The organism is Paenibacillus mesophilus (assembly GCF_005938385.1).
Taxonomy (GTDB): Bacteria; Bacillota; Bacilli; order Paenibacillales; family NBRC-103111; genus Paenibacillus_AB; species Paenibacillus_AB mesophilus.
The window spans coordinates 427,655-451,629 of sequence record NZ_VCRA01000002.1 but is presented as its reverse complement, the minus strand read 5'-3'; the positions used below and the strand labels follow the sequence as shown (position 1 = coordinate 451,629).

Genomic DNA, 23,975 nt, shown 5'->3' with positions numbered 1-23,975 from the left:
TGACACGATTTCTTCACAAAAAAGCGGCAAAAATCGCCGGGGCGGCAAAAACTGCCGGGCGAAAAATGCCGATTCGTATGGAGTGTCCGCAATCCGGATGCCTTTACGGCTCCCCGTCAAGCAGCTTATATTTCGCCAGCTTATCCCGAAGCGTCCTTTCGCCGATGCCGAGCGTTTCCGCCGTTTTGCGCCGGTTGCCTTCATGCGACTGCAGCGTGGCCATAATCAGCTTTCGTTCCGCTTCGTCGACCGTATCGCCAACGTAGACCGGTACGAATCGTCCTGAATTCACCGCTGCCTGCTCCGGCTGCAAATCTCTCGGCAGGTCTCCGAGCTCAAGCCGCTCCCCGTCTGCGAGCGCGATCGAGCGTTCGATTATGTTTTGCAGCTCCCTAACATTTCCCGGAAACGGATACTGCTGCAGCAGCTGCAGCGCTTCCCGGGTGATGCCGTTCGTCTGCTTGGACATTTTGCCGCTTATTTTCCGGATAAAATGCTCGACGAGCAGCGGAATGTCTTCCTTCCTCTCCCGCAACGGGGGCAGATGAACCGGGATTACGTTCAGCCGGTAATACAAGTCTTCGCGAAATTTGCCCTGCTGCGCCTCCTTCTTCAAATCCCGGTTCGTCGCCGCGATGATGCGCACGTCGATCCGCTTCTCCCGGTGACCGCCGACCGGCGTTACCGTCTTCTCCTGCAGCACGCGCAGCAGCTTGCTCTGCAAACCAAGGTCCATCTCGCCGATCTCGTCGAGAAAAAGCGTCCCGCCGTCCGCCGTTTCGAATATGCCGGCTTTGCGCGCGATCGCTCCGGTGAAAGCTCCTTTCTCGTAGCCGAACAGCTCGGACTCCATGAGGCTCGCCGGAATAGCGGCGCAGTTCAGCGTGGAGAAAGCTTCCTTCGAACGCGCGCCGGCGAAGTGGATTGCCCGTGCGACCAATTCTTTTCCCGTACCGCTCTCGCCCATAATGAGCACGCTGGAATCGATATTTTTCACTTTCTCGATCATCGCGAAAACATGCTTCATCTTCTCGCTTTCGCCGATCAGCCCATGCACGTCAAACGCGCGCTCCAGCTCACCGCTCAGCCATTCGACTCGGGACAGCAATGCGAATTGCTCATAGGCCCGGCTCATCATCGCCTTGAGCTCCGTCATATCGATCGGCTTGGACACGTAGTAGAACGCTCCGAGCTTCATCGCCTCGACAGCGGAAGGAATGCTTCCGTAGGCGGTCATCATAATGACGACGGTATTTGGCGACAGCCGCTTTATCGTTCGCAGCACCCCGATACCGTCCTTCAGCCCGATTCTCAAATCCAGCAGCACGACGGAAAACGTAACCGCTGTAAACAAGTCGACCGCTTCATCCGGATCTGTCGCCGTATATACTTGGTAATCGTCCTCCAAAATGAACGACAATGATTTGCATATAGCCGCCTCGTCATCGACGATCAGCACATTCGGTTTATGCATCATCCATCTCCCCTTTCGGACGAGGCAGACTGACTACTGCGGTCGTTCCGGCCCCTTTCTCGCTGAACAAATGAATGCTGCCGCCGTTCTCCGTCACAAGCCGGTAGCAGATCGACAGCCCGAGCCCCGCGCCGCCTGCTTTTCGGGTAAAAAAAGGATTGAAAATTTGGCTTTGGTCTTCCGGATCGATCCCGCTTCCGGTATCCTTGATGCCGAGCCTGACATATCTTTGTTTCAAAGCCGCCTCAATCGTCACCCGGCCTCCGGTGTCCATCGCTTCTATCGCATTTTTGAGCAAATTGATGAGAACCTGCTTCATTTGCTGAAAGTCGGCCTCTATCCGGTACGCCTCCGGCACATCTGTCCGCACCTCGATGCCTTTCTTCTCCATAATCGGCTGAAAAAAGAGAACGACCGACTCCACAAGCCCGTGTAACGGGAACACGCTTTTCTCAGGAGGCTTGTCGCGGGCAAAGTCAAGCAAATCGGTAACGATGCGGTTCAGTCTCATGACCTCATCCGTCACATGCTTGGCGAAAAACTCGCGGTATTGCGGATTATCGTATTTGATCGGCAGAAGCTGGGAATACGATAAGATGGAGGTGATCGGATTGCGGATCTCGTGAGCGATTCCCGCCACCATTTGTCCGATCGACTGGAGCCGGTCTTTGCGAGCCAGCTCGTCCATCGTCCGCTTGTAATCGTCGATCCGCCTGCGAAGCTCCCGCTTGAGCGCGATGTTCCACCACACGATCAGCAGCAGCGCCGCCGTAATGAGGACGAGACCGGCCAAGACGGCGGTCAATACGCCGCGAAGACGGGAAGCGGAAGGATAAATATATTCGCCGAGCCACTTCCGCTCGATTTTCCGGTAAGTCCCGTTCTTTTTCAAAGTACGGATCGCTTCGTTCAGCGGCTCAAGCAGCCGTTCGTTCCCTTTCAGCACGGCCATTCCGTAATCGGTAGGCGAGATCGGATCGCCGACAAGCTTGACGAGCTCGTGCTGTCCGGTCGTTTGCAGCACATATTGTCCGGTAATTTGGTTCCCGACAAATGCGTCGACCTTGCGGTCGATCAGCAGGCGGATCGCTTCCTCCTGATTTTCCGCGGCTATCATCCTTGCATTCGGCACCTTCCGCAGCACTTCGCCGGTAATATCTCCTTCCTGCATCGATATGGCGCGATGCTGCAGATCGTCCAAGGAGAACACGGAATAGTTGTCCTTCAACACGAAAATCGACTGAGTGCTCGTAAAATACGGCTCCGAGAAGTCATATTTATCAGCCCGCTCCTTGCTGTATTTCATCCCTTGAATCGCGTCGACCCGCCCGCTCTCGAGTGCCTTCAGCGCTTCGCTCCATGGCATCGGATACAATTCGAACGTGATGCCGGTTTCGATCGAGAGCGCGTTCATCATATCGACGTCGAAGCCTTGGTACGTTCCGTTCGATTCGTATTCAAACGGCGGAAACCGGTTGTCTCCGGCGATTCTCAGCTTCGTCGGATATTCGGAAGCGGGCTGCCCGTACGCATGCGGATCAATCCTCGAACCGCCTAGCATCAACGATGCGATTAAGAGAATAATTGTCAACAGAGTGGTTTGTCGGTATCGAGTTAAATGCAATTTGTTCACATGCCGCATCAACAGCACCTCCTCCGCATCATAGCGATATTATTCCTCAAACAGAACGACACGAATACCTTACTTAAGAAAAACCGTCCGGTTCCCGGAAGGTCCTTTGATGTGCAAATCCATACGTTAGCGCGTTGGGAGGGAATGAGTACCCGGCTCCAACCGCTGTTGAAGTCGTGTTGTCTTGATTAGACTTGGCGGTAACAACACGACTTCAAAGGCGGCCCGAGTGTGATTTTGGCGAGGTCCATGCCAAATTCACACCCAAACTCTCCGCTTCAATACTCATTCCCTCTCGGAGCTTCTACGAAATGACTTCTACTCCAAAAGCCCAAGTCCCAATCGCTTATTCCTGTGGATGAAAAGCGGAAACAGAGGAAATGAAAGTTCCCCCTCTCTCTTCACCAAGACTTCGCATGAAGAGTGTGAAATGTAAGGGTATATTTTCGCTTACTAGGCAAAAACTCATGCCACAGTCGGCATGAGTTCAAGATAGCGGCGAACGCTATATCTCTTTTTTCACAAAATAGATCAGTCCCGCCGTCGCAAACGCGATGAAGCTTCCCGTCACCGTAAGGATCAAGCTTTCCATGGGCGGCAGCAGCATCCCTCCCGACTGCAGCGTATCGGGCACCAAGGCGAGAACCGGCTGCGCCCACGGATAGAACGGCGCGATCTTGGCGGAATTCAGGATAAGCAGATTCGGAACGGTAAACGATACATTTATCGCCAGCGGGATACCGAAGCTGGACCAGGCGAGCGATGCGCCAAGCTGCAGGGCGGCTAGCGGGAAGCAGGCGAGCCAGCTTCCCGTCAAGCTTGTCAACACCATGCTCCAAGGGAACGGGGCCGATATTCCTTTGTACAATCCGACGAGCCACATAGCGGCCAGCAGCATCAGCTGGCAAATCCCGATCAAGCCGACGACGACCGTCAGCTTGGCCGCATACACCGTCGCCCTCGTCACAGGCAACGCCAACAATTGCTTCCAGCCGCCGCCCGCATGCTCGTAGCGGCATACCCATGCCGCCAATATTCCGGCCAGAACCGGCAGCAGCATGACCGCGTGCAGCATGGACATGGCGACGATAAGCGTGCCCCATTCCGAGCCGTCGGCCACCCCAGGGGAATCGAGATTGACGAATATTCCGATCAGAAGCGCGAGCAGCGGGCTGACCGACAGAAGCAGCCATATCGGCGGCCGCCCTATTTTCAATCGTTCCGAAGCTACTACCCGAAAGAAACCGCTCATCTTACTCCACATCCTTCCGGGTAAAATGAAACCATCCGATCAAGCCGATCGCAACGGCGAGCGAAGCCCCGGCAGCCATCATCTGCCAATGCAAAGGACCATGGAATGCGAGTGCCGGCCAATTCAGAGGAATCAACACCGACATCGTCGATACGAATGGACTGACAAGTGCGGCGGCGACGCCGATCGAGACGGGAACACCCTGATTTTTGATCGTTACCGTCAGCCACATCGCAAGCGTCAGCATAGGCATAGCCGCAACAAAAGGAACAAAGCTCATCCGCAGCATTTCACCGAATGGAGGTGCGGCTCCGAATCCGAGAATAAAACCAAGGATGACCGTCCCGATCGAAAGAAGCAAGCAAGAAGCGGCCAGCAGAACGATCGATATCGTCAGCTTGGCGGCGAATACGGCGGATCGGGATATCGGCAGGGCGAGCAGCTGCTTCCACGCGCTTGTCTGATGCTCCACCCCCGCAATCAAGGAACAGACCAGCGTCATTCCGAGATAGAGGGCTATCGGCACAAATGCGCTCACATTCTCGATCAAGCCGCCCCACAAGTCGGAGGCATGCCGTTTCATCAAATAGTCATATCGAAGACCGTAGTTGAGCGACTGCATGACAACCAATCCGACCGGTCCGAGAAAAACCAAAAACCAAATGCCTTTGCCGCGTATTTTCAAAAAATCGGCGGAAAGCGCCCGAACAAACATCAGGACACGTCCTTTCCGACGATACGCATAAAGATGTCCTCCAGCGACTTCCGCTGTTCTTCGATTCTGTAAATGTCGTGTCCTTGCTCCACAAGTCCGCGAACGAGATACGCGATCTCGCGGTCCGGTATATCCGGGCAATACAGCATGCCTTCTCTGAGTGTGCATTCCCCTCCCACGACTCGGACAAAGCCGAGCGCCTTCTCGGGATCGGAAACGGATAATTTCAGTCCTTGTGCCGACTGCAATCGCAAGTTCTGAATCGTATCCTGGAATACCATTCTTCCTTCGCGTATGATGCCGACCGTACCGGCCATCTGCTCCACCTCGCTCAGCAGATGGCTGGATACGAGTACGGTCATCCCGTGCTGGCGGGGCATGTCCTTGATCAGCTCGCGGATTTCCAATATGCCCTCGGGATCGAGTCCGTTCGTCGGCTCGTCGAGGATGAGCAGTTTCGGGGATCCGAGCAGTGCCGCGGCAATCCCTAGCCGCTGCTTCATGCCGAGCGAGAACCCCCGGACCGGTCTTCTCGATTCCTTCGTAAGCGATACGATATTCAGCACCTCCGCGATCCGGGACCTCGGCACGTTCAAAATACGGCGAATCGCTTCCAGATTGTCGACGGCGCTAAGATGGCCGTAATAGGAAGGGTACTCGACAAGAGAACCGATTTGGCGCAGCACCTGCAATTTGTTGCTGCGCATATCTTGGCCCAGTATGCGAATCGAGCCGCTTGTCGGCTTGATCAGACCGAGAAGCATCCGGATCGTGGTCGTCTTGCCGGCGCCGTTCGGGCCGAGAAATCCGTAAATTTCACCTTCCCCGATTTGAAGGTTCAGTGCATCTACGGCTGCGCGCCCGCGGTATACTTTGGTCAATCCGGCCGTTTGGATAACCGGCTGTTTCATCCTACATCACCTCGCCTACCATCATAATCGGCTCAGTTTAAAGGAACGTCGCGACGAAGTTTAAATTTCGTTTAAATTTTCCGCGGTCGGAACAAGAAACATCTTGACGCCCCGTTCTGAGCTTTCCGTCTCCCGGTACAGCCTCATTTCCTTCAGCAGCAAATCGACGACGGACAGGCCGAGTCCGGCACCTTTCACAATCCCGGCCGAATCCATTCCCGGGCCATGGTCGGCGATCAGCAAGGCCGCCCGGCCGTGCCGTTCCTCTACGGATATCCCGACGTATCCGCCGTCTTTGGCATGGCGAACCACGTTTTGGAACAGATTGTCGAGGACTCGGCCGAATCCATGCTCATCGATACTCCAATAAAGCGGCGTATCCGGCAGATCCAGTTCCGCCGTCATACCCTCCTTCTCCCAAACCGGATACCAGGCGGCTGCGCTTTGCCGCACAATCCGCAGCACATCCAGCCGCTGAAGCGTCACGGCATATCGCCCGTTTACGAGCAAATTGTATGACAGCAAATGGTCGAGCAGCCGGTCCAGATCGCCGATTTTCTGCTGCATCAAGGCGATCGAGCGGCGGCCTTCCTCGGACAACGGCTCCCGGCCGAGCGAGTACAGATGGCTTCCCATAACGGTAAGCGGTGTTCGCAGATCATGCGACAAACTGCCTATCAAATGCTGCCGCAGCGCCTCCTCTTCCTTCTCTCTTCGCTTGCTGAGCGTCAACTCGGCAATCATGCCGTTGAACGCCATCTTTAATTGACCGATCTCGTCCGGCCGTCCTACGGGTACGGGCAGCGGGATGCCGGATTTGCCTGACATCGTCATGGCCGCCTCGAGACTGAGCAGCCTGCGGCGTATCCGGTGGAAGAACAAATAAGACGCCACCATGAAAACGATCAGCATCAAAGCGAGGATGAATCCGAAAAAAGCCATGTCGTTCGTATCATCCGTACGCGAACGAACAAGAAAAGCGCGCGGAAGCTCGAATACGATGAACCCGGATTGCAGGCTCGGGTCTCCTCCTACAAAGGCGACAACGGTAAACGGCTCGGACTTTTGCGCGGTCCGCTCCTTCATGAACGCAATCGCCGTTTCCGCCGACCAATGCACCGGTACACGCTCCTGTACAGGCAGCTGCAAACGCGTATTTCCGTTGCCGTCTACCCAGTACAGCGAAGCGTCCGGATATCGCTGCTTCAGCTCCTGAAGCCGGGCGTCAATCATTTCGTCCGGAGCCCCGAGCAGTTGGCCCGCTTCACTATGCCAGGCGCGCTCGATATCCAGCCCCGTTCCGTACCGCAGCGGTTCGGTCGGACCGGAGCTCGGGGACAACAGCCGGTTGACGAGCCATGACGCGGCCATACTTGCGGGAATCGCGATCGGGATGAACAGCAGCGCCGCAAGCAGCAGCAGCAAATAGCGCGACAACAGCGATTGATTGAATTTATAGCCGCGTCTCGTCATTTACGCCTTTACCCGATACCCGATGCCGCGTATCGTTTCGATAATTTCGGGGGCAGCGGGATCGCGCTCCAGCTTTTCGCGCAAATACCGGATATGCACCATTAGTGTTTTATCCCCCTCGAGATATGGTTCGCTCCACACCGCCTCGAATATTTGCTCTTTGGTCATAATTTGTCCGAGATGTTTCAGCAAATATTGAAAAATATGAAACTGTTTCCCGGTCAAGACGATATCCTCGCCCGTATCGCGATGTACGATCCTTTTGTCCCGCATATGAACCAGCAGATGCTTAAGCGTCAACGTATCCTCGAAAGCATCCCCGGTTCGTCTCAACAGTACTTCGATGCGAGCGGCCAATTCGTCGGGATGAAACGGCTTCGTCAAATAATCGTCGGCGAATTGCAGCCCTTGCAGTTTATCGTCGATAGCGGCACGGGCGGACAAGATGAGCACGGGCAGCTGCGGGTTCTGTTTCTTGAGCCGCTGTCCGACCGTGAAGCCGTCCAGTCCGGGGAGCATGACGTCGACAATCGCCAGCCGGCAAGCAGCCGCTTCCTGAAGCGCCCGCTCTCCGCTTGTCAGCCAAGTCACCTCATACCCTCTTCCCGCCAAATCCTTCGTCACCCAAGCGCCGATGTCCGTATCGTCTTCGATATATAAAATCGGTATTTTCACATTCGTTCACCTTTGCGTCATTCCGTTTTTGCCCATTATATCATGGTTGCAGCCGCTTCGATACGAATTCGGCTTCCTTCACGAGATGTCACCCCGACAACCCGAGTTCTTTGCAAAGCTCGACCAATTGGTGAACGCCGGCAAACTGCAGACGATTGCGCTGGTGGATGCTTGCGAGCGCATCCTCCGTAACTTTCTTGGCTTTCTCGATGTTTTGATGCTCCACGGCTTGCACAATTTCCTTCATATTCTCCAAAAAATAGACGGTTCTCCGCAAGGTGCGGATCAGCAGGATTTGCCGGATGTGCATAGGCGTGAACAGCCGGTATCCGTTCTCCGGATCCCGCTCCGGCGAGAGCAGTCCTTCCTTCTCCCAATGCCGGATGGCCGATTGCCGCACGTCGGTCATAGCGGCGGCTTCGCCGATCGTCATGCGGTGCTTCCGCTTTTTATTCGCGAGGAGCGGGAGCTCCGGATTTTGCAGAAGCACCAGCGTTTGGTCGGCTACGACTTTTTCTTGCTGCAGGTCCGCCTGTTGTTTGTTGACGAGCCACAAGGCGGTATCCATGTCGGCGTTTTGAATATGGCGAAGCACGTCGCAAGTGACCCCGACACCGAATCCGGGAAACATCGCGCGAAGACAACGAAAGTAAGCCAAATGCACTTTCGAATATAGACGATACCCATTCTCGGCGCGGGCGGGCTTCGGAACGACTCCCCACGACTCATAATGCCGTAACGCGCTTGTACTGATGTTGAGCACTCTGGCTATATCTATCGGCTTGTAATGATGCATTCCCACGCCTCCTCGGCGTCAAAAAGTAGAAGACCACTATACCAGATGCGTTCGACACCTGCAAACATTAGATTAGAACATTAAAGTGCTAAAATAAACTTCGTCATTCATTTCAAGACTGATGGAGCAATACCTTCTCACTTGCATTAATGTTGTAGAATGGTTTATGGAATGATGATTTCACGGTATAAGAAAGGGAGAATCCGAATGAAACTTTCGCATGAAGTACCGGACTCGAAGGAATATGTGGAATTGAGAATTGCCGCAGACTTCGGTTCGAAGGATGACTCGGCAGCGGGAACGGCACTTGGCCATTCGATTTTTTCGGTAATCATGAGGGACGATGATGCAGAGCTTGTCGCCATGGGCCGGCTCATTGGGGATGGAGCCTGTTATTTTCAAATTGTCGATCTCGTCGTCTCTCCCGCTCATCAAGGCGAAGGGCTGGATACGATCATCATGAACGAGATTACGGAATATTTGAATCGGCATGCTCCGAAAGGAGCCGAAGTTCTGATCATGGCCGATGTGTCGGCTATCGGTACGTATCAAAAGTACGGCTTCGAGTTTACGTATCCCAAATCGATCAGTTTGCGCAAAACGCTGTAAAAACAAACCCCAATTTCTCCGCCTCCGGAGAGATTGGGGGGGAAAACCAAATCTTCGCGCTTTTATTAATAACAACTGTTATTTGCGAAAAACCGATTCCCGGCTTTTCGAACCGCTCTTATCGCGTTAAACGACGGCGTCGCCAAACCTTGTATGTGATATAGGCCGCCGCTGCCGCTCCGATCAAAGCCGCTATCCGCCATACCGTGAATGCAGAAACCGGCTCGGCAAATTTGGCTATCGACGGGACGCCGAACGAAGCCGCATCTACAATGCCTCTGTCCCACAGCTTCGTGTTTCCGCATAGATTGGCACGCCGGGCGTCCCGGTCCTCATCTACGTATACCAAGTATTGCTTGCCGGTTTGGAACTCGAGCCACATATCGCTTTCCAACAATTCCACCTTGCGGGAGGCCGTCCCCTTCCATACTTCATGCACCGTGAATGTGACCGCCACTCCGGCTTCGGTTCGTTTCTTGCCGCTCACCGTGCCGCGAAATACCAATTCGCTCGAAGCGAACTCTTCGACTACCGGCCTCGGCTGCGCGCACGATAACCCGTGTACGGGAAGCACTGGGACGAATAGCAGGAATACAACCGCAATGGCAGCGACCGCTCGTTTCATACCTTCTCCTCCCAAGTTTATCCCCGTTTCCATTACATCTTAACGACGGTGTACTTCCTTCTTTTGTTGCACCATTTCCTCTGCCCTTCCGGCAAAAAACTCCTTTTATAATGACCCGTAAACGCAAACAAGACTGCCATATCGTAGCGGCAGCCTCTAGCATCGGGGATCCTGTTCGTCACCCGAACGCAATTCTATGTCTATCCTCAGCCTGATGACAGAACGGCAGTGATCATAAAACGATGCGAATTGGTCTTAATTCCTTTGTCGGTTTGATGCTCTTCAATAAAATGATGCAGGATATCGAAATCATCGTCATTTTCGCCGAAATCAGGAATGATCGGAGTATGTTTCAGAAGAAATACTAAGTCTTCGAACGATTCATAGTATTCCGCCGCATCGTATTCGAAAGATCGAATATCGGTAAAACCGGCTTCAGCAAGCTCGGATACGTACCGATCCTTTAAAACCCCGTCACCGTTCCCACCATGTTGTCCCCGTCCGAACGCTTGCGTAAGGTTGTTTTTATCGCGCTCGCCTACTTGCTGGGTGAGGAATATCCCGCCTTGAGCCAGAACATTTGCCACCTGCCCGGCATCGAAATGAGACTGACGACATGCAGCTATTTGAAAAAAGCCGGAAGGAAACCGCAAGTTTTCAGCATCCATATGCAGAAAGCGCACGTTCGGTTTCTTTGCCTTCTCCAAATTGGCATTGGCGGCCCGGATCATAGGGAACGAATGGTCGATACCTACAAGCAGCAAGGCGGCATCGGCGAGAGACAGCAATCTTTCTCCACCGCCGGTCCCGATATCGAGCAATAGATCGGACTTCGTACATCTTGCCGCTACTTCTTGCTCGAATTCCCACAGCGCCCCTTCGGTTATAACGTTCAATTTGCTGAAATCCCATCCGTTTCGTTGTCCAACCTTGTCGTAAAATTGTTTATATACAAATGTATTCATAGGGGGCTCTCCGCCGTTTTCCTGCTCGAACCAGACCGGTTCGTAGCCGTGCGTTACCCGTCGTACGCTTTTCTCAAAGCTTCAATATCGATCTTGTCCATTTGCATCATCGCCTGCATGACTCTTCCCGCTTTCTCGGGATCCTTATCATGCATCAACTGTCCCAACGCGGTAGGAATGATTTGCCACGATACGCCGAATTTGTCCTTCAACCAGCCGCATCTTTGTTTCTCTCCGCCTTCGGACAGCTTCTCCCACAGTTCGTCCACTTCCTGCTGCGTCTCGCAGCTCACGAAGAAGGAGATGGCCGGTGAGAAGCTGAAATGCGGGCCGCCGTTCAACGCCATAAACTGTTGTCCTTCGATCCGGAAAGTCCCGCTCATGACCGTATCGCCATGGCGAACGAGGCTCTCGATCTTCGAGTTTTTGAAAATGGAGATATAAAAATTGATCGCCTCCTCGGCATTGCCGTCGAACCAAAGAAAAGGGCTAATTTTTTGCATGGCGTATCGCTCCTCATTCCATATTTTTTGCGTCTGCATTTGCGCTCTATTGAAATAGTAGCATAGAAAGGGAGCTGCGGTTTCTTTTGGATTGCTATTTTTATTCAGCTTAGCTCATAACCGGGACGTCCGGCAGAAGCCGCTTGCTCAGCTTGCACACCATCGAGTACGCCGGATTATACACGTTCGCTACATCGTACTCCACCGCCTGACCGAGCAGTTGGCTCGCTTCCTGCATCGTCATGCCATAACCCTCCGTCAGCCAGCGCTGCATCTCGGTCGTAGCATGCTGCAGCGCCTGATCGAGCGGCCTGGCATTGCCTACCGTAAATATATGGTCGGGAGTCTCGCCGCGTGGCCAACCACTCTTGCAGCCTTTCAAGACCCGGACGCTGAAACGGACGGACATCGATATTTCCAATCCGGTCCCGGCAATTTCTCCGTCTCCCTGAAGGGCGTGGCCGTCGCCAAGATGCAGCAGAGCGCCTTCTGCGAACACGGGGAAATAGGCCGTCACCCCGGCTACAAAGCCGCGGTAATCCATATTTCCGCCGTGCTCGCCCGAAGTTGCTGTCGATATCGCTTGCCCCCGCGACGGCGCTACGCCGAAGCAGCCAAGAAACGGACTCAGCGGGAGCCGACGGCCGGCCCAATAGCCGGTCGACGCTTCCTCCAGCTCGGCATAGCCTGCCGCCGCATCCACTTTCCAGCGGCGTATTTGCGCCTCCGGCAGCCGGGATACATACTCCGGCTCGACCACGCCCAGCGACAGCACGTCGGACGCCCATGCCCATTCCCGGTCTGGCACGATGCGCTCGAACCGGATGGCAAGCGTATCCCCCGGCTCTGCGCCCGCAACATGGATCGGACCGGTCATCGGGTTGCCTCTCGCGGCCGCCTGGCCGCCTTCCTTGTCCCATCCCCGGGCATCCACCGTCGTCGTCTCAACCGTGTCGCCGCTGTTCACGTATAGCGCGGGTGCGTGCGAGCCTATCGTATTCCAATACGACTGGGGTACAAACCGATGTTCCGCCATAGTTTCTTCACGTCCTTATATGGAATGATCGTGCAAGCGAGCCTTGTAGAACGATTCAACGTTGCGCTCCCCGTCTCAGGGCATGTCGGCCACCCTTGTCTCGTAACCTAGATTACCATTTGACCGGTCGATTGGCTACACGGTCCTCCTGACGGAAATGGCACCCTTCGCAAAGAAAGTCCGGCGGCTGTTTGCTTCAACGTCTGCGCAGCACACGGACATACACGCCCAAAATCGGAGAAAGCAGCACGGCGGCGGCTACGAGAGACGCCCGGATGGAGAACCGGCTGCCGATCCATCCGACGAAAGGGCCTCCGGCCGTTTGGCCGAGCGCGTCTGATTGACTCATCATCGATAGTACGGTAGCCCGCGATTTGCTGTCGATGTTCAGGTTAAGCCAAGCATCGTAAACCGGACCGCTCAGTGTCCGTACGATATCGTACAGCAGGACGGCGGCCAGCGCCCCCGCGAAATCGGACGAGAACGCCAAGCCGACGATGGCTGCGATTCGCGCCGCTGTCAGCACAAGCATGCCGCGGAACGCAACCCGCTCGCTGCTCATATCGATTCGTTTCTCTGCGATCCATATCACGATCAAGCTCAGCATAGTGGAAAGTACGGCAATAAGCCCGAACCATACAGCCGGCGCGAACCGATCGTCCAGCGGAAGTCCGACATCGACGATAAGATGGGCCTGCCATAATCGGTCGTATCCTTCCGATGCAGCGCCTCCGAATATCGTGACGATCATAATCATAAGCAGCACGGGATTGCGCCGGAATACACGGGTCCCGTACAACCAAGTAGCTTTCATGCTGCTCCAATGTGATACAGCAAAGCTGCCGTTCTCGGCACTCGCAAACTTCGTCTCTTTCATGCCGAAGACCAGAAACACGCCCAGCATCACATACATGACGCCTCCAGTGACGTAAGGAAGGTTCGGTCCGAGCGCCGACAATCCTACGCTTAGCGCGATGCCGGTCAATGTGCCAAACAGACCTATACGCTTCGCTTTCAGAAAAATGCGGCCGGCGTTCTCTTCCCCAACCTCATCGACGATCCAAGCCGTATCCGCTCCGCTAACGAACGTAGCGCCGATCCCGAAGATGACCTGCGCCAGCAGCAGCCACATGAACGCCGATAGGAGCGGACTCGCTTCCGCAAGCCATATGGCTCCGCCTTCCAGCAGGAAGCCGATGCCAAGCACGAACATGCCGATAATGACGGACCGTCTGCGGCTGTATACATCGGCCATGACTCCGGTGATACCTTCAAAAACGAGTACGGTTACTTCCAAAACCATTCCCACCAACAGCAATTGAAGGGGGGTCAACCCAAGCGCGATTACCTGATATACCGCATAAGTCGTAAACATCGTCGCATTGGCGAGCGAAGTCATGAATCCAATGAGGATATAAACGTGCGGTGCTTGTAGCATCATCATAAGTCGGGTCCGCCTCTCTGACGCCGGCAGAGTTGACACGTTCGCGCCCGTCCCGACATGTTACGCCGCGTTAGCTGCGCGCGTATGCTCTACCGGTCGTTTTCTTTATACACCTTAAATAACGTGACGGCAGATTTGATTCGTGACATGATCGAACACCCCCGAAATTAGTTGTTCCTATTATACAAGCATGACTTCGACGCAAAACAGATAAAGTTTGGTTATGTTCATTTCTTAGCGGGAAAATCGGGAAAGCCGAACAAAAAAAATCCGCGGAATGCGCGGACTGGAATCGGACTATCTATAACGGGCTTCTATGCTGCTTCTCGCATCGCGATCTTGCTTATTTCATGATCATATCGACCGCGGTACAGTCGACATGGTTTTTTTCTTATTTTAGATAAAGCGGCTGTACAACCTGTCAGTTACCAATTGATAGTCGGGTCATCCAACTCGAATTCTTTAATGTTGTCGGCTCCTTGGAACTTTACGCGTATACGATGATTCGATTCATGGACTCCCAGCACTTTGCCTTGTCCGTATGAGGTGTGAATCGATTGACCGACCTTCGGCAGCGACTCGTTGGAACGCTCGTAATGATCGAGTTCGAAGCGGAGGCAGCACATCAGCTTGCCGCATAGCCCGGATATTTTCGCAGGATTCAACGACAAGTTCTGATCTTTGGCCATCTTGATGGAAACCGGTTCGAGCTCGCCCAAAAAAGAGGAGCAGCAAAGGATGCGGCCGCAAGGACCGAGTCCGCCGATTAACTTGGCTTCGTCGCGGACGCCGATATGTCTAAGCTCTACCCGCGTGCGAAAGACGCTGCCGAGATATTTGACCAATTCGCGGAAATCGACTCTGCTGTCGGCCGTGTAATAGAAAAAAATTTTGCTTCGATCGAACGTCCACTCGGCGTCGACCACTTTCATCTTCAGCTCTTTGAATTTGTTGAAATGCGAGGCGAGCGCAGCTTCGGCGTCCCGCTTATTTTTCTCGACGATTCCATAATCGTCGCTTCCGGCGACCCGGATAACCGGCTTCAAGGGCAGCACGACGTCCTGCTCTTTTACCATTCTTTTGCCTACGACGACTTTCCCGAACTCCAAGCCGCGTACGGTGTCTACAATAACATGCTGGTCTTGCTCCAGTTGCAAATCCCCGGGGTCGAAATAAAACAGTTTGCTTCCCTTCTTGAAACGTATGCCAACTACGCTGTACAATTGTCATCCCTCCCTTATGCCGATTTGTCATCTTTCTAGTACATTCAATATATTCCATGAAATACCGTATTATCCTTCCGGTACCCGACACGAATTGATCACTTATTTCCGCCGTCGTAAGCAAAAACACCGCCCTCCTTGGCGGTGTCAGTTCACATCTTATCGGTTAAAAATTTACGAGCAGCGCAGTCGCGTACATCACGAGCATACCGATCGTAATTCCGCTGAAGTTCGCCCACGATACGGCCGGATATCCTTTTTCCGTCGATTCTCGGATTACCATCTTGGATATGACGTAGATGACTTGCAGGATGGCGCCTGCCCCGATCCCGAAGAACAGCGCGGCGAACGTCGGATCGAATATGAATCCGCCCGTCCAAGTACCCAATATGGCCGGGGCTCCCGCTATGGCGGCTAGCGCCGCGAACGTTTTCCAGGTCGGTCGGTCTTTCAGCAGCGGTGCGGCAATGCCCACCCCTTCCGTAATATTGTGCAGCGTAAATCCGATCACGAGAAACGTTCCGAGCGCCGACTCCCCTACGGCAAAAGCGGCACCGATCGCCAACCCTTCGCCGAAGTTATGCAAGCCGATTCCCGTCGCCAGCTTATACGAGATCCGTTTGCCGCTCGCGGGGGCGTGCCGCATTTTCCGGCTGTTCATCTGGTCGACCGCAATCAAGAACAAGAAGCTGAGCAACGCTCCGAACCAGACGAGACCCGTTCCCTGAAACACGCCCGGCGCCTCCGCAGCCATCTCGAATCCTTCCTCGAGCGTATCGACGAACAGGAAAAACAACAGACCGACCGTAAAAGCAAGAATGGCGTGCATCCCTTTCGTCGAAAAGCGCCTCATGAACGGGTACCACAACAGCCCTAATCCTACCGGGACGATCCCTACGTAAAATCCGATCAAAGCGTACTGCGCAAACCGGTTCCCATCGGCAACCGGCGTCAATGCGGCGGCCGCGACCTCACCGGAGAAAATCAGCCCGTTCGAGGTGATGAATTTGATCTCGTGCGGATCGCCGGCTACCCACGGATACGGAATATGCACGATCGCATGACCGAAGCGAGCCAAGATCGGCCCCGGATCGTAGGAAGCGTTCCAGAACGAATCGTCCACGACGACTTGCGCGATCGTCACCTCTTCCGGCCCGGAGTTCAACACTTTGACCTCGAACCCGTCATCCGTCAATTTGATTTTCTCCACGTTCAGTACTTCGATCGGCGCAGCAGGCTCGTTCTCCACCCCGGTACCGAGTACGGCAATTCCCGTCACCAAAGCGATGAGGAGAATCAGCGGCAAAATTCCGAGAAGCAGCATTTTCCCTCTGCCATGGCTGATATTACGGTCCATAGGATTCATACCCAGATTGCTCATATTCGCCCTCTCCCTCCTTCCTCATTCGGCTAAAAAGAAACCCATCCAGCCCAATTCCGCAAATTCGCTTTGATGGGCGTGGAACATATAACGGCCGGGCTTGGGAAATACGATTTCCAGAATGCCCCGCTCACCTTGGCACTGCATGATCGTATCGGTATAGGAGGGACGGGCTTCCGGATCGGCGCCGGTCGCGTAGTAGTTGAAGAAGTTGGCGTGAAGATGGAACGAATTGATCGGATCGAATTCCGTGAAATTGCTTACATAGATCCGGACCAGCTCGCCGGCCTTTACTTTGATCGGTTCCTGGAGATAGGCGAAGGCGTAGCCGTTTACCGTGTACACTTCATTCTCGCCGTCCAGATCCAGGTCGAATCCGTTCATGACCATGCTGAACTCCTTGGCGGTCGGTCTCGGTTTGACCGGGTCGATAATGAAATTCCCGTACAGCCCTTTGTGTATGTGTCTGGCCAGCGGTGCGACATGACAATGATACAGCTGCATGCCGGCCGGCTTCGCTTCGAACTCGTAAGTAAACGATTCGCCCGGAAGGATGGCTTCGAGTCCGTCCATATTCGTCGGGTGAATGCCGTGAAAATGAATGGAGTGCGGGTGAGAGGATTGATTCAAGAATTTGATCCGGAGAAGGTCTCCCTCCGTGCAGCGCAAAGTCGGACCGGGAATCGTGCCGTTATACGCCCACCCCGGGAACTTGATTCCTTTCGCAATCTCAACTTCATGCTCGCGGGCTTTGATCTCGAATTCGCGAACGGTTTTCCCGTCCGTCATTTTGCTGACCTTCCCGTAATCGAATTGCGTCAGTGCGTTCCGAGCCATTTTCAGACCCTCGGTTACGTCTGTTCCCGGATCGTACCCATGCTTCATGCCCGCATGCAGATCATTCTTCAGCGCGTTATGAACGTCATGCTTATCCATCGCTTGCGCCGGCTTCTGAAACCATGTTCCGGGATTCAAAAGCGTGCTTCCCACTAACGCGAAGGTGCTCGCCGCCCCCCACTTCAACACGTTCCTTCTGGAGATGTTGTTTTTCAATCCTCGCAGCCTCCTTTTTTTTGTGCAAGTCAAAAACTATTGACCCAGTGCAAATTTATGTCCAAAAAAATATTTTTTTACCCGGGGACATAATGTTTCCGTTGGGCAACTTTATAATCATCATACTCCCGCGATCCTGATTTTGTAAATCTTTTTTTTTGTACGGCTTGTCACGATGCGGCTGTTTCCTTTCATGGTCCTCTTTGTATAAAATGGTTCTATAGCCGCACCGCACCACTTCGAAGGAGGGATTGCATGATGCGTTGGCGCGACATGCTGCTGCGCTTTCGGAATGAGGCGGAGCATAGTCTGAAGAGGCTTCGCGAGTTCGTGCTGGATCGGCCGTTTCGGCCCGGCACTGTCATTCGGGGGCGCTACTCGATCCGCAAAGTGCTCGGCATCGGGAGTTATGGGATCAGCTATTTATGCGAGGATTCGGCGGCAAACGGACACACCTGCGTCATGAAGCAAGTGAAACCCAGCAAGCGTGCGGGAAGAACCGGCCTGCCGGTATACGAGCGGGAAGCGGCCGTATTGGGCAAGTTCGATCATCCGGACATCCCGAAGCTTCTGGACCGTTTCGAGGAACGGAACGATCTTTTCCTCTGTATGGAATATAAAGAAGGCCGGAACCTCGAAGACTTGATTATGGCGGACGGAACAGTCTTTACCGTACCGGAAGCGCTTCGACTGATCCATGGCGTCGTCGGTATTCTCGAGTACGTACATAGCCGGCATATCGTCCACCGTGACGTGCGGATTCCCAACCTGATTTTGCAGCCGGACGGCCGGACCGCTTTGATCGATTTCGGACTCGCATGCCCGGTGTCGGCTGACGGGCGGCTTCCGTTCGAGGAAGAGGATGGCGGCGATAAGTATACGGAAGAAAAACGGATACGCCGGAAGCCCGTTTTTGCGAGCGATTTCTATGCATTGGGCCACAGCTTGCTGTTTCTGCTCTATACCGGATTTGAGGAAAAGCCCGGACAAACGGATCGCGGGTGGGAGGAAGAACTGCGCCTTCACCCGGATATCCGCCGCTTCATCCGCCGACTGCTGCAGCTGGACCAGCCGTACGATACAATCGCGGAGCTGCGCCGCGATCTGGACGAATTGATCGGGAAAGTGCGTTGAGCAAAAAGAAAGCTTGCCGTCAAATCCGGCAAGCTGATCGGCAGTACGACTGCCATTTAGGAGCTGGAGTAGCTCTTGTGTTTGCGCCTGTAATACGTATGCCCTTGGTTGTTATGGTGGTGAGTGCCTTGGTTGGAAGGCGGGTATCCGCCTTGGCGCTTGTACGAGTCGCTGCTGCTGTACCGGGATTGGTGGCCTTTATGTCCAAGCTTCGACATGAGCAGTTCTTTCAGCATTCGTTTCAACATCAGTACTCCCCCATTCGCGTAAAGTGGCTCTTAAGCCCTCTCCTTTTACTACGCAAAAATGGAGCCGAGGTTTCAAAACGGCGCTACAGCTTGAAACGTTCGACCGTTTTGTTCAGCTTGTCCGCCATTTCGTTCAGCGAGCCGGCCGCGGCGGTAATCTCCTCCATCGAAGCCAATTGCTCCTCCGACGATGCGGCTACGCTCTGGGAAGCCGACGCGGACTGCTGCGAGATTTCGGATAACTCGAGGATGGAGGCGGTCACCTGTTCGGTGCGACGGAACGGACGATATGACGGAACGATTCTCCGATCTGGTTGACGATGTCCGAAAGACCCCGTACCTTATTCAGCCGCATTAGCGGTTTGTTCCGCGCTCGACCGCAGCGTCTCGGACGATTGTCCGACTTGAACGCTCAGCTCGCGGGTTTGCCTTATCAAATCGCGTATATTAGCGATCATCGTGTTGAAATGCCCCGCCAATTGTCCTACCTCATCCTGCCGTCGAACCGGTATCGCTACGGTTAGATCCCCGGTCGCCGCCTGCTGCGACAAACGGGTCAAAGCGCGGACGGGCTTCAGCATGAAGCGGAATCGACGCAACGAAAAAAGGAGCCGCCGCTTAGGCAAGCTCCTCTTCCTCATATAAGCAAATTGAACAGCGTCGGATTTTTGTTGAGCTCGACGTATTGGATGCCTCTTTCGATCATCCGCTCGATCAGCGGCTCGTAATCTTCCTTATTTTTCAGCTCGATGCCGACCAGCGCCGGCCCGTTTTCTTTGCTCGTTTTCTTCGTATATTCGAAACGCGTAATGTCGTCGTTCGGTCCGAGCACCTTGTCGAGAAACTCCCTCAGAGCACCGGCCCGCTGCGGAAACTGTACGGTAAAGTAATGCTTCAGTCCTTCGTAAATCAAGGACCGCTCCTTGATTTCCTGCATCCGCTCGATATCGTTGTTGCCTCCGCTAATAATGCAGACGACGTTTTTGCCCGCAATCTGCTCGCGGTACATATCGAGCGCCGTGATCGACAGCGCTCCCGCCGGCTCGGCGACGATCGCGTTTTCATTGTACAGCTCAAGGATGGTGGTGCATACTTTGCCTTCGGGTACTACGACGATATCGTCGACCACTTGGCGGCAAATTTCGTAGCTCAGCTCCCCGACCCGCTTCACGGCCGTTCCGTCGACGAACTTGTCGATCTCCCCTAGCGTAACGATTTCTCCCTGCTCGATCGAGCGCGACATCGAAGGGGCACCGGATGCTTCGACGCCTATTAGCTTCGTATGGGGGCTGATGCTCTTGACGTATGTGCCCACTCCCGCCGCAAGGCCGCCGCCCCCGATGCCGGCGAAGACATAATCGACCGGCTCGCGCATGTCGGTCATCAGCTCGAGTCCGACCGTGCCTTGCCCGGCCATAATTTTCCGGTGGTCGAATGGGTGCACGAACTGCATCCCTTCACGTTCGCCGAACTCGATCGCCTCGCGCAGCGAATCGTCGAATGTGTCTCCGCTCAGAATGACTTCGATATAGGAGCCGCCGAACAGCTTGACCTGGGAAATTTTTTGGCGCGGCGTCGTCGTCGGCATAAAGATGTTGCCCCGCACTTTAAGCGCCCGGCACGAGTAGGCTACGCCTTGAGCGTGGTTGCCTGCACTGGCGCAAACGACCCCCTTCTCCAGCTTGTCCGGCGGCAGGCTGCTCATCAGATTGTAGGCGCCGCGAATTTTGAACGATCGGACTACCTGCAAATCTTCGCGCTTCAAATACACGTTGCAGCCGTACTTCTCGGACAATATATAATTTTGCTGGAGCGGCGTATGCGTTACGACATCTTTCAATACATGATTAGCCATTACGATATCTTCAAGTGTGATCGTTTGATTGTCCATGCTGACCCCTCTGCTTAACGTGATGATCTCTATTATACACCGCGCAGGCGGAGTGTCCATCTCGGCGGAAAAGGGCCGCTCGGCTGTGCAGCCCTACATTCCATAAACATTTTCTTCTATGCTTCGTCGACGGAAAGCTCGTCCAAAGCTTGTTTCGCACGAATGCGCGCCTCTTCGACCGAATCCGCCGATGATAACGCGACCGCCATGCGGCGTCCCGTCTTCGTGACCGGTTTGCCGAATAGTCGCACCTGCGTATTGGGAACGGACAACGCTTTATCCACACCGCCGATGCGATAGTTTTCCAGCTCGCGATCCGCCTTCAGCGGCCGACTGGCGCCAGGCGTCATCATTACGATCTCCGGGATCGGATAGCCGAGTATGGCTCGGACGTGAATCGCGAACTCGGACAAATTTTGCGTTACGAGCGTAACCAGTCCCGTATCGTGAGGCCGCGGCGAAACTTCGCTGAAATACACTTTGTCTTCCGTCAAGAACAGCTCGACGCCAAAAAGACCGTAACCACCTAGCTCGTCCGTAATCGTCTTCGCAATGTGCTTCGCTTCCTCGATCTGACGATCCGACATGGCGTGGGGCTGCCACGATTCGATGTAGTCCCCGCTCTCCTGAATATGCCCGATCGGCGCGCAGAAGCTTGTCCCGCTCACGGAGCGGACCGTAAGCAGCGTAATCTCCGACTGGAACCGGATAAATTGTTCGATGATCACTCGTCCGTTCCGCACTCGCCCGCCTTCCATCGCAATGTTCCAGCATGGCTCGATGTCCTTCTCTTCTCGGCATACGCTCTGCCCTTTGCCCGACGAGCTCATGAGCGGCTTGATGACGCAAGGATAGCCTGTTTCCTTGACCGCTTGGACGAACTGCTCGTACGTATCGGCGAATTTGTAGCCGGCCGTAGGCAATCCCAGCTTCTCCGAGGCAAGCCGGCGGATGCCTTCGCGATCCATCGTAAGCTTCGCGGCGCGGGCCGTAGGAATGACGCGATACCCTTCCGCCTCCAGCTTCACCAGCTCGGAAGTCGCAAGCGCTTCGATTTCCGGTACGATCAAGTCCGGCTTCTCCCGCTCGATTACATCCCGCAGCTTGTCCGCATCCAGCATATCGATCACGTAGCTGCGGCGGGCGACCTGCATCGCCGGCGCATCCGCGTACCGGTCTACCGCGACCGTCTCCACGCCCAGCCGCTCGGCTTCGATAATCACTTCCTTGCCCAATTCTCCCGAGCCGAGCAGCATCATTTTCCTCGTGCGAAACATAGGTAAGTTCCCCCGCTTCATCTTCTTGATCTAAAAAGAGGTAAGGAGAATAATACTCCTTACCTCTGCCCAGGCGTACGGCTCATTCGATTCACGCGCTCCCTCATGGTACCCCATGCTCCGCCAGTCACGCATAAACGTTTATTTTGTCAGTTCGATCATACTGGAATCTTGGCGGAAATGCAATATCGCTGCAAGACGTGATCACGATTGAATCGTACGGGATGCGCCGACATACCACACCAAGAAGGCGAAGCACAGCGCCGCGATAAAACCGTATCCGCCGAACACGTCGTACCGGGTCGAAAAGTAACCGAAGCCGATGCCGATGAAGGTATGCACGACATTTTCCCCCAACGACCGGAATGAATCGATCGTCGCCCGCATCGTCGAATCGATCCGGTGATGCAGGTAACCGGCGGCTAGCGGCTCCATCACCCCGGAGAACAAGCAGATGACGAGCATTGCCGCAAGGCCGATATAGTCCTTGCTTGCGGCGGTATATGCAAAGCCGACGGCGAAGATGGATCCGACTATAAGAATCAACGTCCTGCTGCTGAAACGCTTTAACAGCGCGTGAGCCAGCAAATTGCCCGGCAGCTGCAAGAGCATGATCGCGGCCGACAGTACGCCGAAGAACACTACCGGCATCTCCAATCTATTCGCGTACAGCTGCCAAAACTCCTCGATATAGCCCATCGCCGAGCCTGTTACCATTCCCGAGAGCACCACGAGGCTGACTCCCTTGTTTTTTCTAAAGAAACGCAAAGATTCGGTCACATATTGCTTGAACGGAATCTCATGTTCGTCCGCAGGGCCGCCTGCAGCTGCTGCGGACTCGACCAGCAGCAGCGAGATGATAAGGGCGATCAGCGCGCTTCCGAGCGATATCCAATAGTTCAGCTCCAAGCCGAAACGGCCGGCGAGCAGGCTGCCGCACAAGGCGGCCAGTATGGCCGATACGAAATCGCAGGCGTTCAAGCCGCCCAGCTGCTTTTCGAATGAAGCCGCCTTGCCTTGAGCCACCAAGCTATCGTAGAGCAGAGCGTTCTCCGAGCCGCTACCGGCGGAACGGCTTATACCCGCCAAGAAGACGACCACCGCAAAGTGCCAAAATTCCGTTGCGTACAGCAGGATCGCAAACTCGCTGCAGCCGAGCAGGGCGCTGAACACCAGCATCTTTTTCCGGCCCCACTTATCGGCCATAATGCCGGTCGGAACTTCCAGGAGGACGATCGTCAGCGCGTAAATGATCTCTGTAAATACGACCATCTGGATCGTCATGCCCCGCTCTTCCCAGTACAGCCTTTCGATCACATAGGCGGGGATGAGGCTGGAAAAAAATCGAAGCGCATAAAGCTTCCAAAGGTTGGATACGTAGTTCATTGTGGAGCTCCTCTCCGAATCTGATTGGGCTTACCGAAGCTCAATCAGACAGGAGGCGCTCGCGGCGTGCTGGCGTCTAAGTCTTAGCAGGGAGGTCTGGCGAATGGGATCATGGCTCGGTCTCCTTCTTTAGATAGAATGACATCGGCAGTCCCGCTTCCGGGAACAACGAAACCGGTCAGGCGGTAACGCTTAGACCGTCCGCATGGCGGAATCGGCGGGCAATCCTTCCATATCCAGTTTACCACGATATCCGTTGCTTAGCACCGTT

The 23,975-nt window shown here is 54.5% G+C and carries 24 protein-coding genes and 1 riboswitch; of the genes, 2 read left to right on the top strand and 22 right to left on the bottom strand.

Annotated elements, in window-relative coordinates; all coding sequences use genetic code 11:
• Positions 1 to 103 precede the first annotated feature (103 nt).
• From FE783_RS04745 to FE783_RS04710, 8 genes are all read right to left on the bottom strand, one after another.
• A complete protein-coding gene (locus FE783_RS04745; protein ID WP_338015762.1) occupies positions 104 to 1,477 on the bottom strand; it encodes a sigma-54-dependent transcriptional regulator in 1,374 nt (457 codons plus the stop codon).
• Positions 1,467 to 3,116: a transporter substrate-binding domain-containing protein gene (locus FE783_RS04740; protein ID WP_138878172.1), complete on the bottom strand. Its 1,650-nt coding sequence runs from the start codon at positions 3,114 to 3,116 to the stop codon at positions 1,467 to 1,469. Before FE783_RS04740 ends, FE783_RS04745 begins: the two co-directional genes overlap by 11 nt.
• 496 nt (positions 3,117 to 3,612) lie before the next feature.
• A complete protein-coding gene (locus FE783_RS04735) occupies positions 3,613 to 4,359 on the bottom strand; it encodes an ABC transporter permease (RefSeq protein ID WP_138878171.1) in 747 nt (248 codons plus the stop codon).
• Between the two features lies 1 nt (position 4,360).
• Entirely contained in the window at positions 4,361 to 5,074 is a 714-nt protein-coding gene (locus FE783_RS04730) for an ABC transporter permease (protein ID WP_138878170.1), read from the bottom strand.
• On the bottom strand, positions 5,074 to 5,985 hold the full coding sequence (locus FE783_RS04725) for an ABC transporter ATP-binding protein (RefSeq protein WP_138878169.1): 912 nt from the start codon (positions 5,983 to 5,985) through the stop codon (positions 5,074 to 5,076). Before FE783_RS04725 ends, FE783_RS04730 begins: the two co-directional genes overlap by 1 nt.
• Positions 5,986 to 6,045: 60 nt before the next feature.
• On the bottom strand, positions 6,046 to 7,458 hold the full coding sequence (locus FE783_RS04720; RefSeq protein ID WP_138878168.1) for a HAMP domain-containing sensor histidine kinase: 1,413 nt from the start codon (positions 7,456 to 7,458) through the stop codon (positions 6,046 to 6,048).
• Positions 7,459 to 8,133: a response regulator transcription factor gene (locus FE783_RS04715; protein ID WP_138878167.1), complete on the bottom strand. Its 675-nt coding sequence runs from the start codon at positions 8,131 to 8,133 to the stop codon at positions 7,459 to 7,461.
• Positions 8,134 to 8,221: 88 nt separating this feature from the next.
• Complete coding sequence (locus FE783_RS04710) at positions 8,222 to 8,929, bottom strand: TioE family transcriptional regulator (protein WP_138878166.1); 708 nt, start codon at positions 8,927 to 8,929, stop codon at positions 8,222 to 8,224.
• A gap of 207 nt (positions 8,930 to 9,136) precedes the next feature.
• Between FE783_RS04710 and FE783_RS04705 the strand changes: the two genes are divergently transcribed.
• Positions 9,137 to 9,538, top strand: coding sequence for a GNAT family N-acetyltransferase (locus tag FE783_RS04705; protein WP_138878165.1), 402 nt, complete (start codon positions 9,137 to 9,139; stop codon positions 9,536 to 9,538).
• 118 nt (positions 9,539 to 9,656) lie between these two features.
• Here the strand turns inward: FE783_RS04705 and FE783_RS04700 are convergent, their stop codons facing one another.
• The 8 genes from FE783_RS04700 to FE783_RS04665 all read right to left on the bottom strand — a co-directional run bounded on the left by FE783_RS04700 (position 9,657) and on the right by FE783_RS04665 (position 17,768).
• On the bottom strand, positions 9,657 to 10,163 hold the full coding sequence (locus FE783_RS04700) for a hypothetical protein (protein WP_138878164.1): 507 nt from the start codon (positions 10,161 to 10,163) through the stop codon (positions 9,657 to 9,659).
• A 206-nt stretch (positions 10,164 to 10,369) separates the two neighbouring features.
• Complete coding sequence (locus tag FE783_RS04695; protein ID WP_138878163.1) at positions 10,370 to 11,128, bottom strand: class I SAM-dependent methyltransferase; 759 nt, start codon at positions 11,126 to 11,128, stop codon at positions 10,370 to 10,372.
• A gap of 53 nt (positions 11,129 to 11,181) precedes the next feature.
• Entirely contained in the window at positions 11,182 to 11,631 is a 450-nt protein-coding gene (locus FE783_RS04690; RefSeq protein ID WP_138878162.1) for a VOC family protein, read from the bottom strand.
• A 109-nt stretch (positions 11,632 to 11,740) separates the two neighbouring features.
• Positions 11,741 to 12,667, bottom strand: coding sequence for an acetamidase/formamidase family protein (locus tag FE783_RS04685; protein ID WP_138878161.1), 927 nt, complete (start codon positions 12,665 to 12,667; stop codon positions 11,741 to 11,743).
• Between the two features lie 196 nt (positions 12,668 to 12,863).
• A complete protein-coding gene (locus tag FE783_RS04680) occupies positions 12,864 to 14,111 on the bottom strand; it encodes an MFS transporter (RefSeq protein WP_338015761.1) in 1,248 nt (415 codons plus the stop codon).
• Positions 14,112 to 14,536: 425 nt separating this feature from the next.
• Positions 14,537 to 15,334 (bottom strand): PSP1 domain-containing protein, encoded by a 798-nt coding sequence (locus tag FE783_RS04675; protein ID WP_138878160.1) that lies wholly within the window; start codon positions 15,332 to 15,334, stop codon positions 14,537 to 14,539.
• Between the two features lie 166 nt (positions 15,335 to 15,500).
• Complete coding sequence (locus FE783_RS04670; protein WP_238402853.1) at positions 15,501 to 16,715, bottom strand: ZIP family metal transporter; 1,215 nt, start codon at positions 16,713 to 16,715, stop codon at positions 15,501 to 15,503.
• Positions 16,716 to 16,736: 21 nt separating this feature from the next.
• A complete protein-coding gene (locus FE783_RS04665; protein WP_420799708.1) occupies positions 16,737 to 17,768 on the bottom strand; it encodes a multicopper oxidase domain-containing protein in 1,032 nt (343 codons plus the stop codon).
• A gap of 255 nt (positions 17,769 to 18,023) precedes the next feature.
• Here FE783_RS04665 and FE783_RS04660 point away from each other — a divergent pair, with 255 nt between their 5' ends.
• A complete protein-coding gene (locus tag FE783_RS04660) occupies positions 18,024 to 18,902 on the top strand; it encodes a serine/threonine protein kinase (protein ID WP_138878159.1) in 879 nt (292 codons plus the stop codon).
• A gap of 56 nt (positions 18,903 to 18,958) precedes the next feature.
• Here FE783_RS04660 and FE783_RS04655 read toward each other — a convergent pair whose 3' ends face one another.
• From FE783_RS04655 to FE783_RS04635, 6 genes are all read right to left on the bottom strand, one after another.
• The gene (locus FE783_RS04655; RefSeq protein ID WP_138878158.1) at positions 18,959 to 19,150 is read right to left on the bottom strand and encodes a hypothetical protein; all 192 of its coding nucleotides are present in this window, start codon (positions 19,148 to 19,150) and stop codon (positions 18,959 to 18,961) included.
• 83 nt (positions 19,151 to 19,233) lie between these two features.
• The gene (locus FE783_RS37395) at positions 19,234 to 19,413 is read right to left on the bottom strand and encodes a hypothetical protein (protein WP_158301625.1); all 180 of its coding nucleotides are present in this window, start codon (positions 19,411 to 19,413) and stop codon (positions 19,234 to 19,236) included.
• 78 nt (positions 19,414 to 19,491) lie between these two features.
• Positions 19,492 to 19,776 (bottom strand): HAMP domain-containing protein, encoded by a 285-nt coding sequence (locus FE783_RS04650; RefSeq protein WP_158301624.1) that lies wholly within the window; start codon positions 19,774 to 19,776, stop codon positions 19,492 to 19,494.
• Positions 19,777 to 19,787: 11 nt separating this feature from the next.
• On the bottom strand, positions 19,788 to 21,041 hold the full coding sequence (gene ilvA, locus FE783_RS04645) for a threonine ammonia-lyase IlvA (protein WP_138878156.1): 1,254 nt from the start codon (positions 21,039 to 21,041) through the stop codon (positions 19,788 to 19,790).
• A 116-nt stretch (positions 21,042 to 21,157) separates the two neighbouring features.
• The gene (gene purT / locus FE783_RS04640) at positions 21,158 to 22,318 is read right to left on the bottom strand and encodes a phosphoribosylglycinamide formyltransferase 2 (RefSeq protein WP_138878155.1); all 1,161 of its coding nucleotides are present in this window, start codon (positions 22,316 to 22,318) and stop codon (positions 21,158 to 21,160) included.
• Between the two features lie 60 nt (positions 22,319 to 22,378).
• Positions 22,379 to 22,459, bottom strand: a riboswitch (ZMP/ZTP riboswitch).
• 63 nt (positions 22,460 to 22,522) lie between these two features.
• Complete coding sequence (locus FE783_RS04635) at positions 22,523 to 23,704, bottom strand: MFS transporter (protein ID WP_138878154.1); 1,182 nt, start codon at positions 23,702 to 23,704, stop codon at positions 22,523 to 22,525.
• Positions 23,705 to 23,975 lie beyond the last annotated feature (271 nt).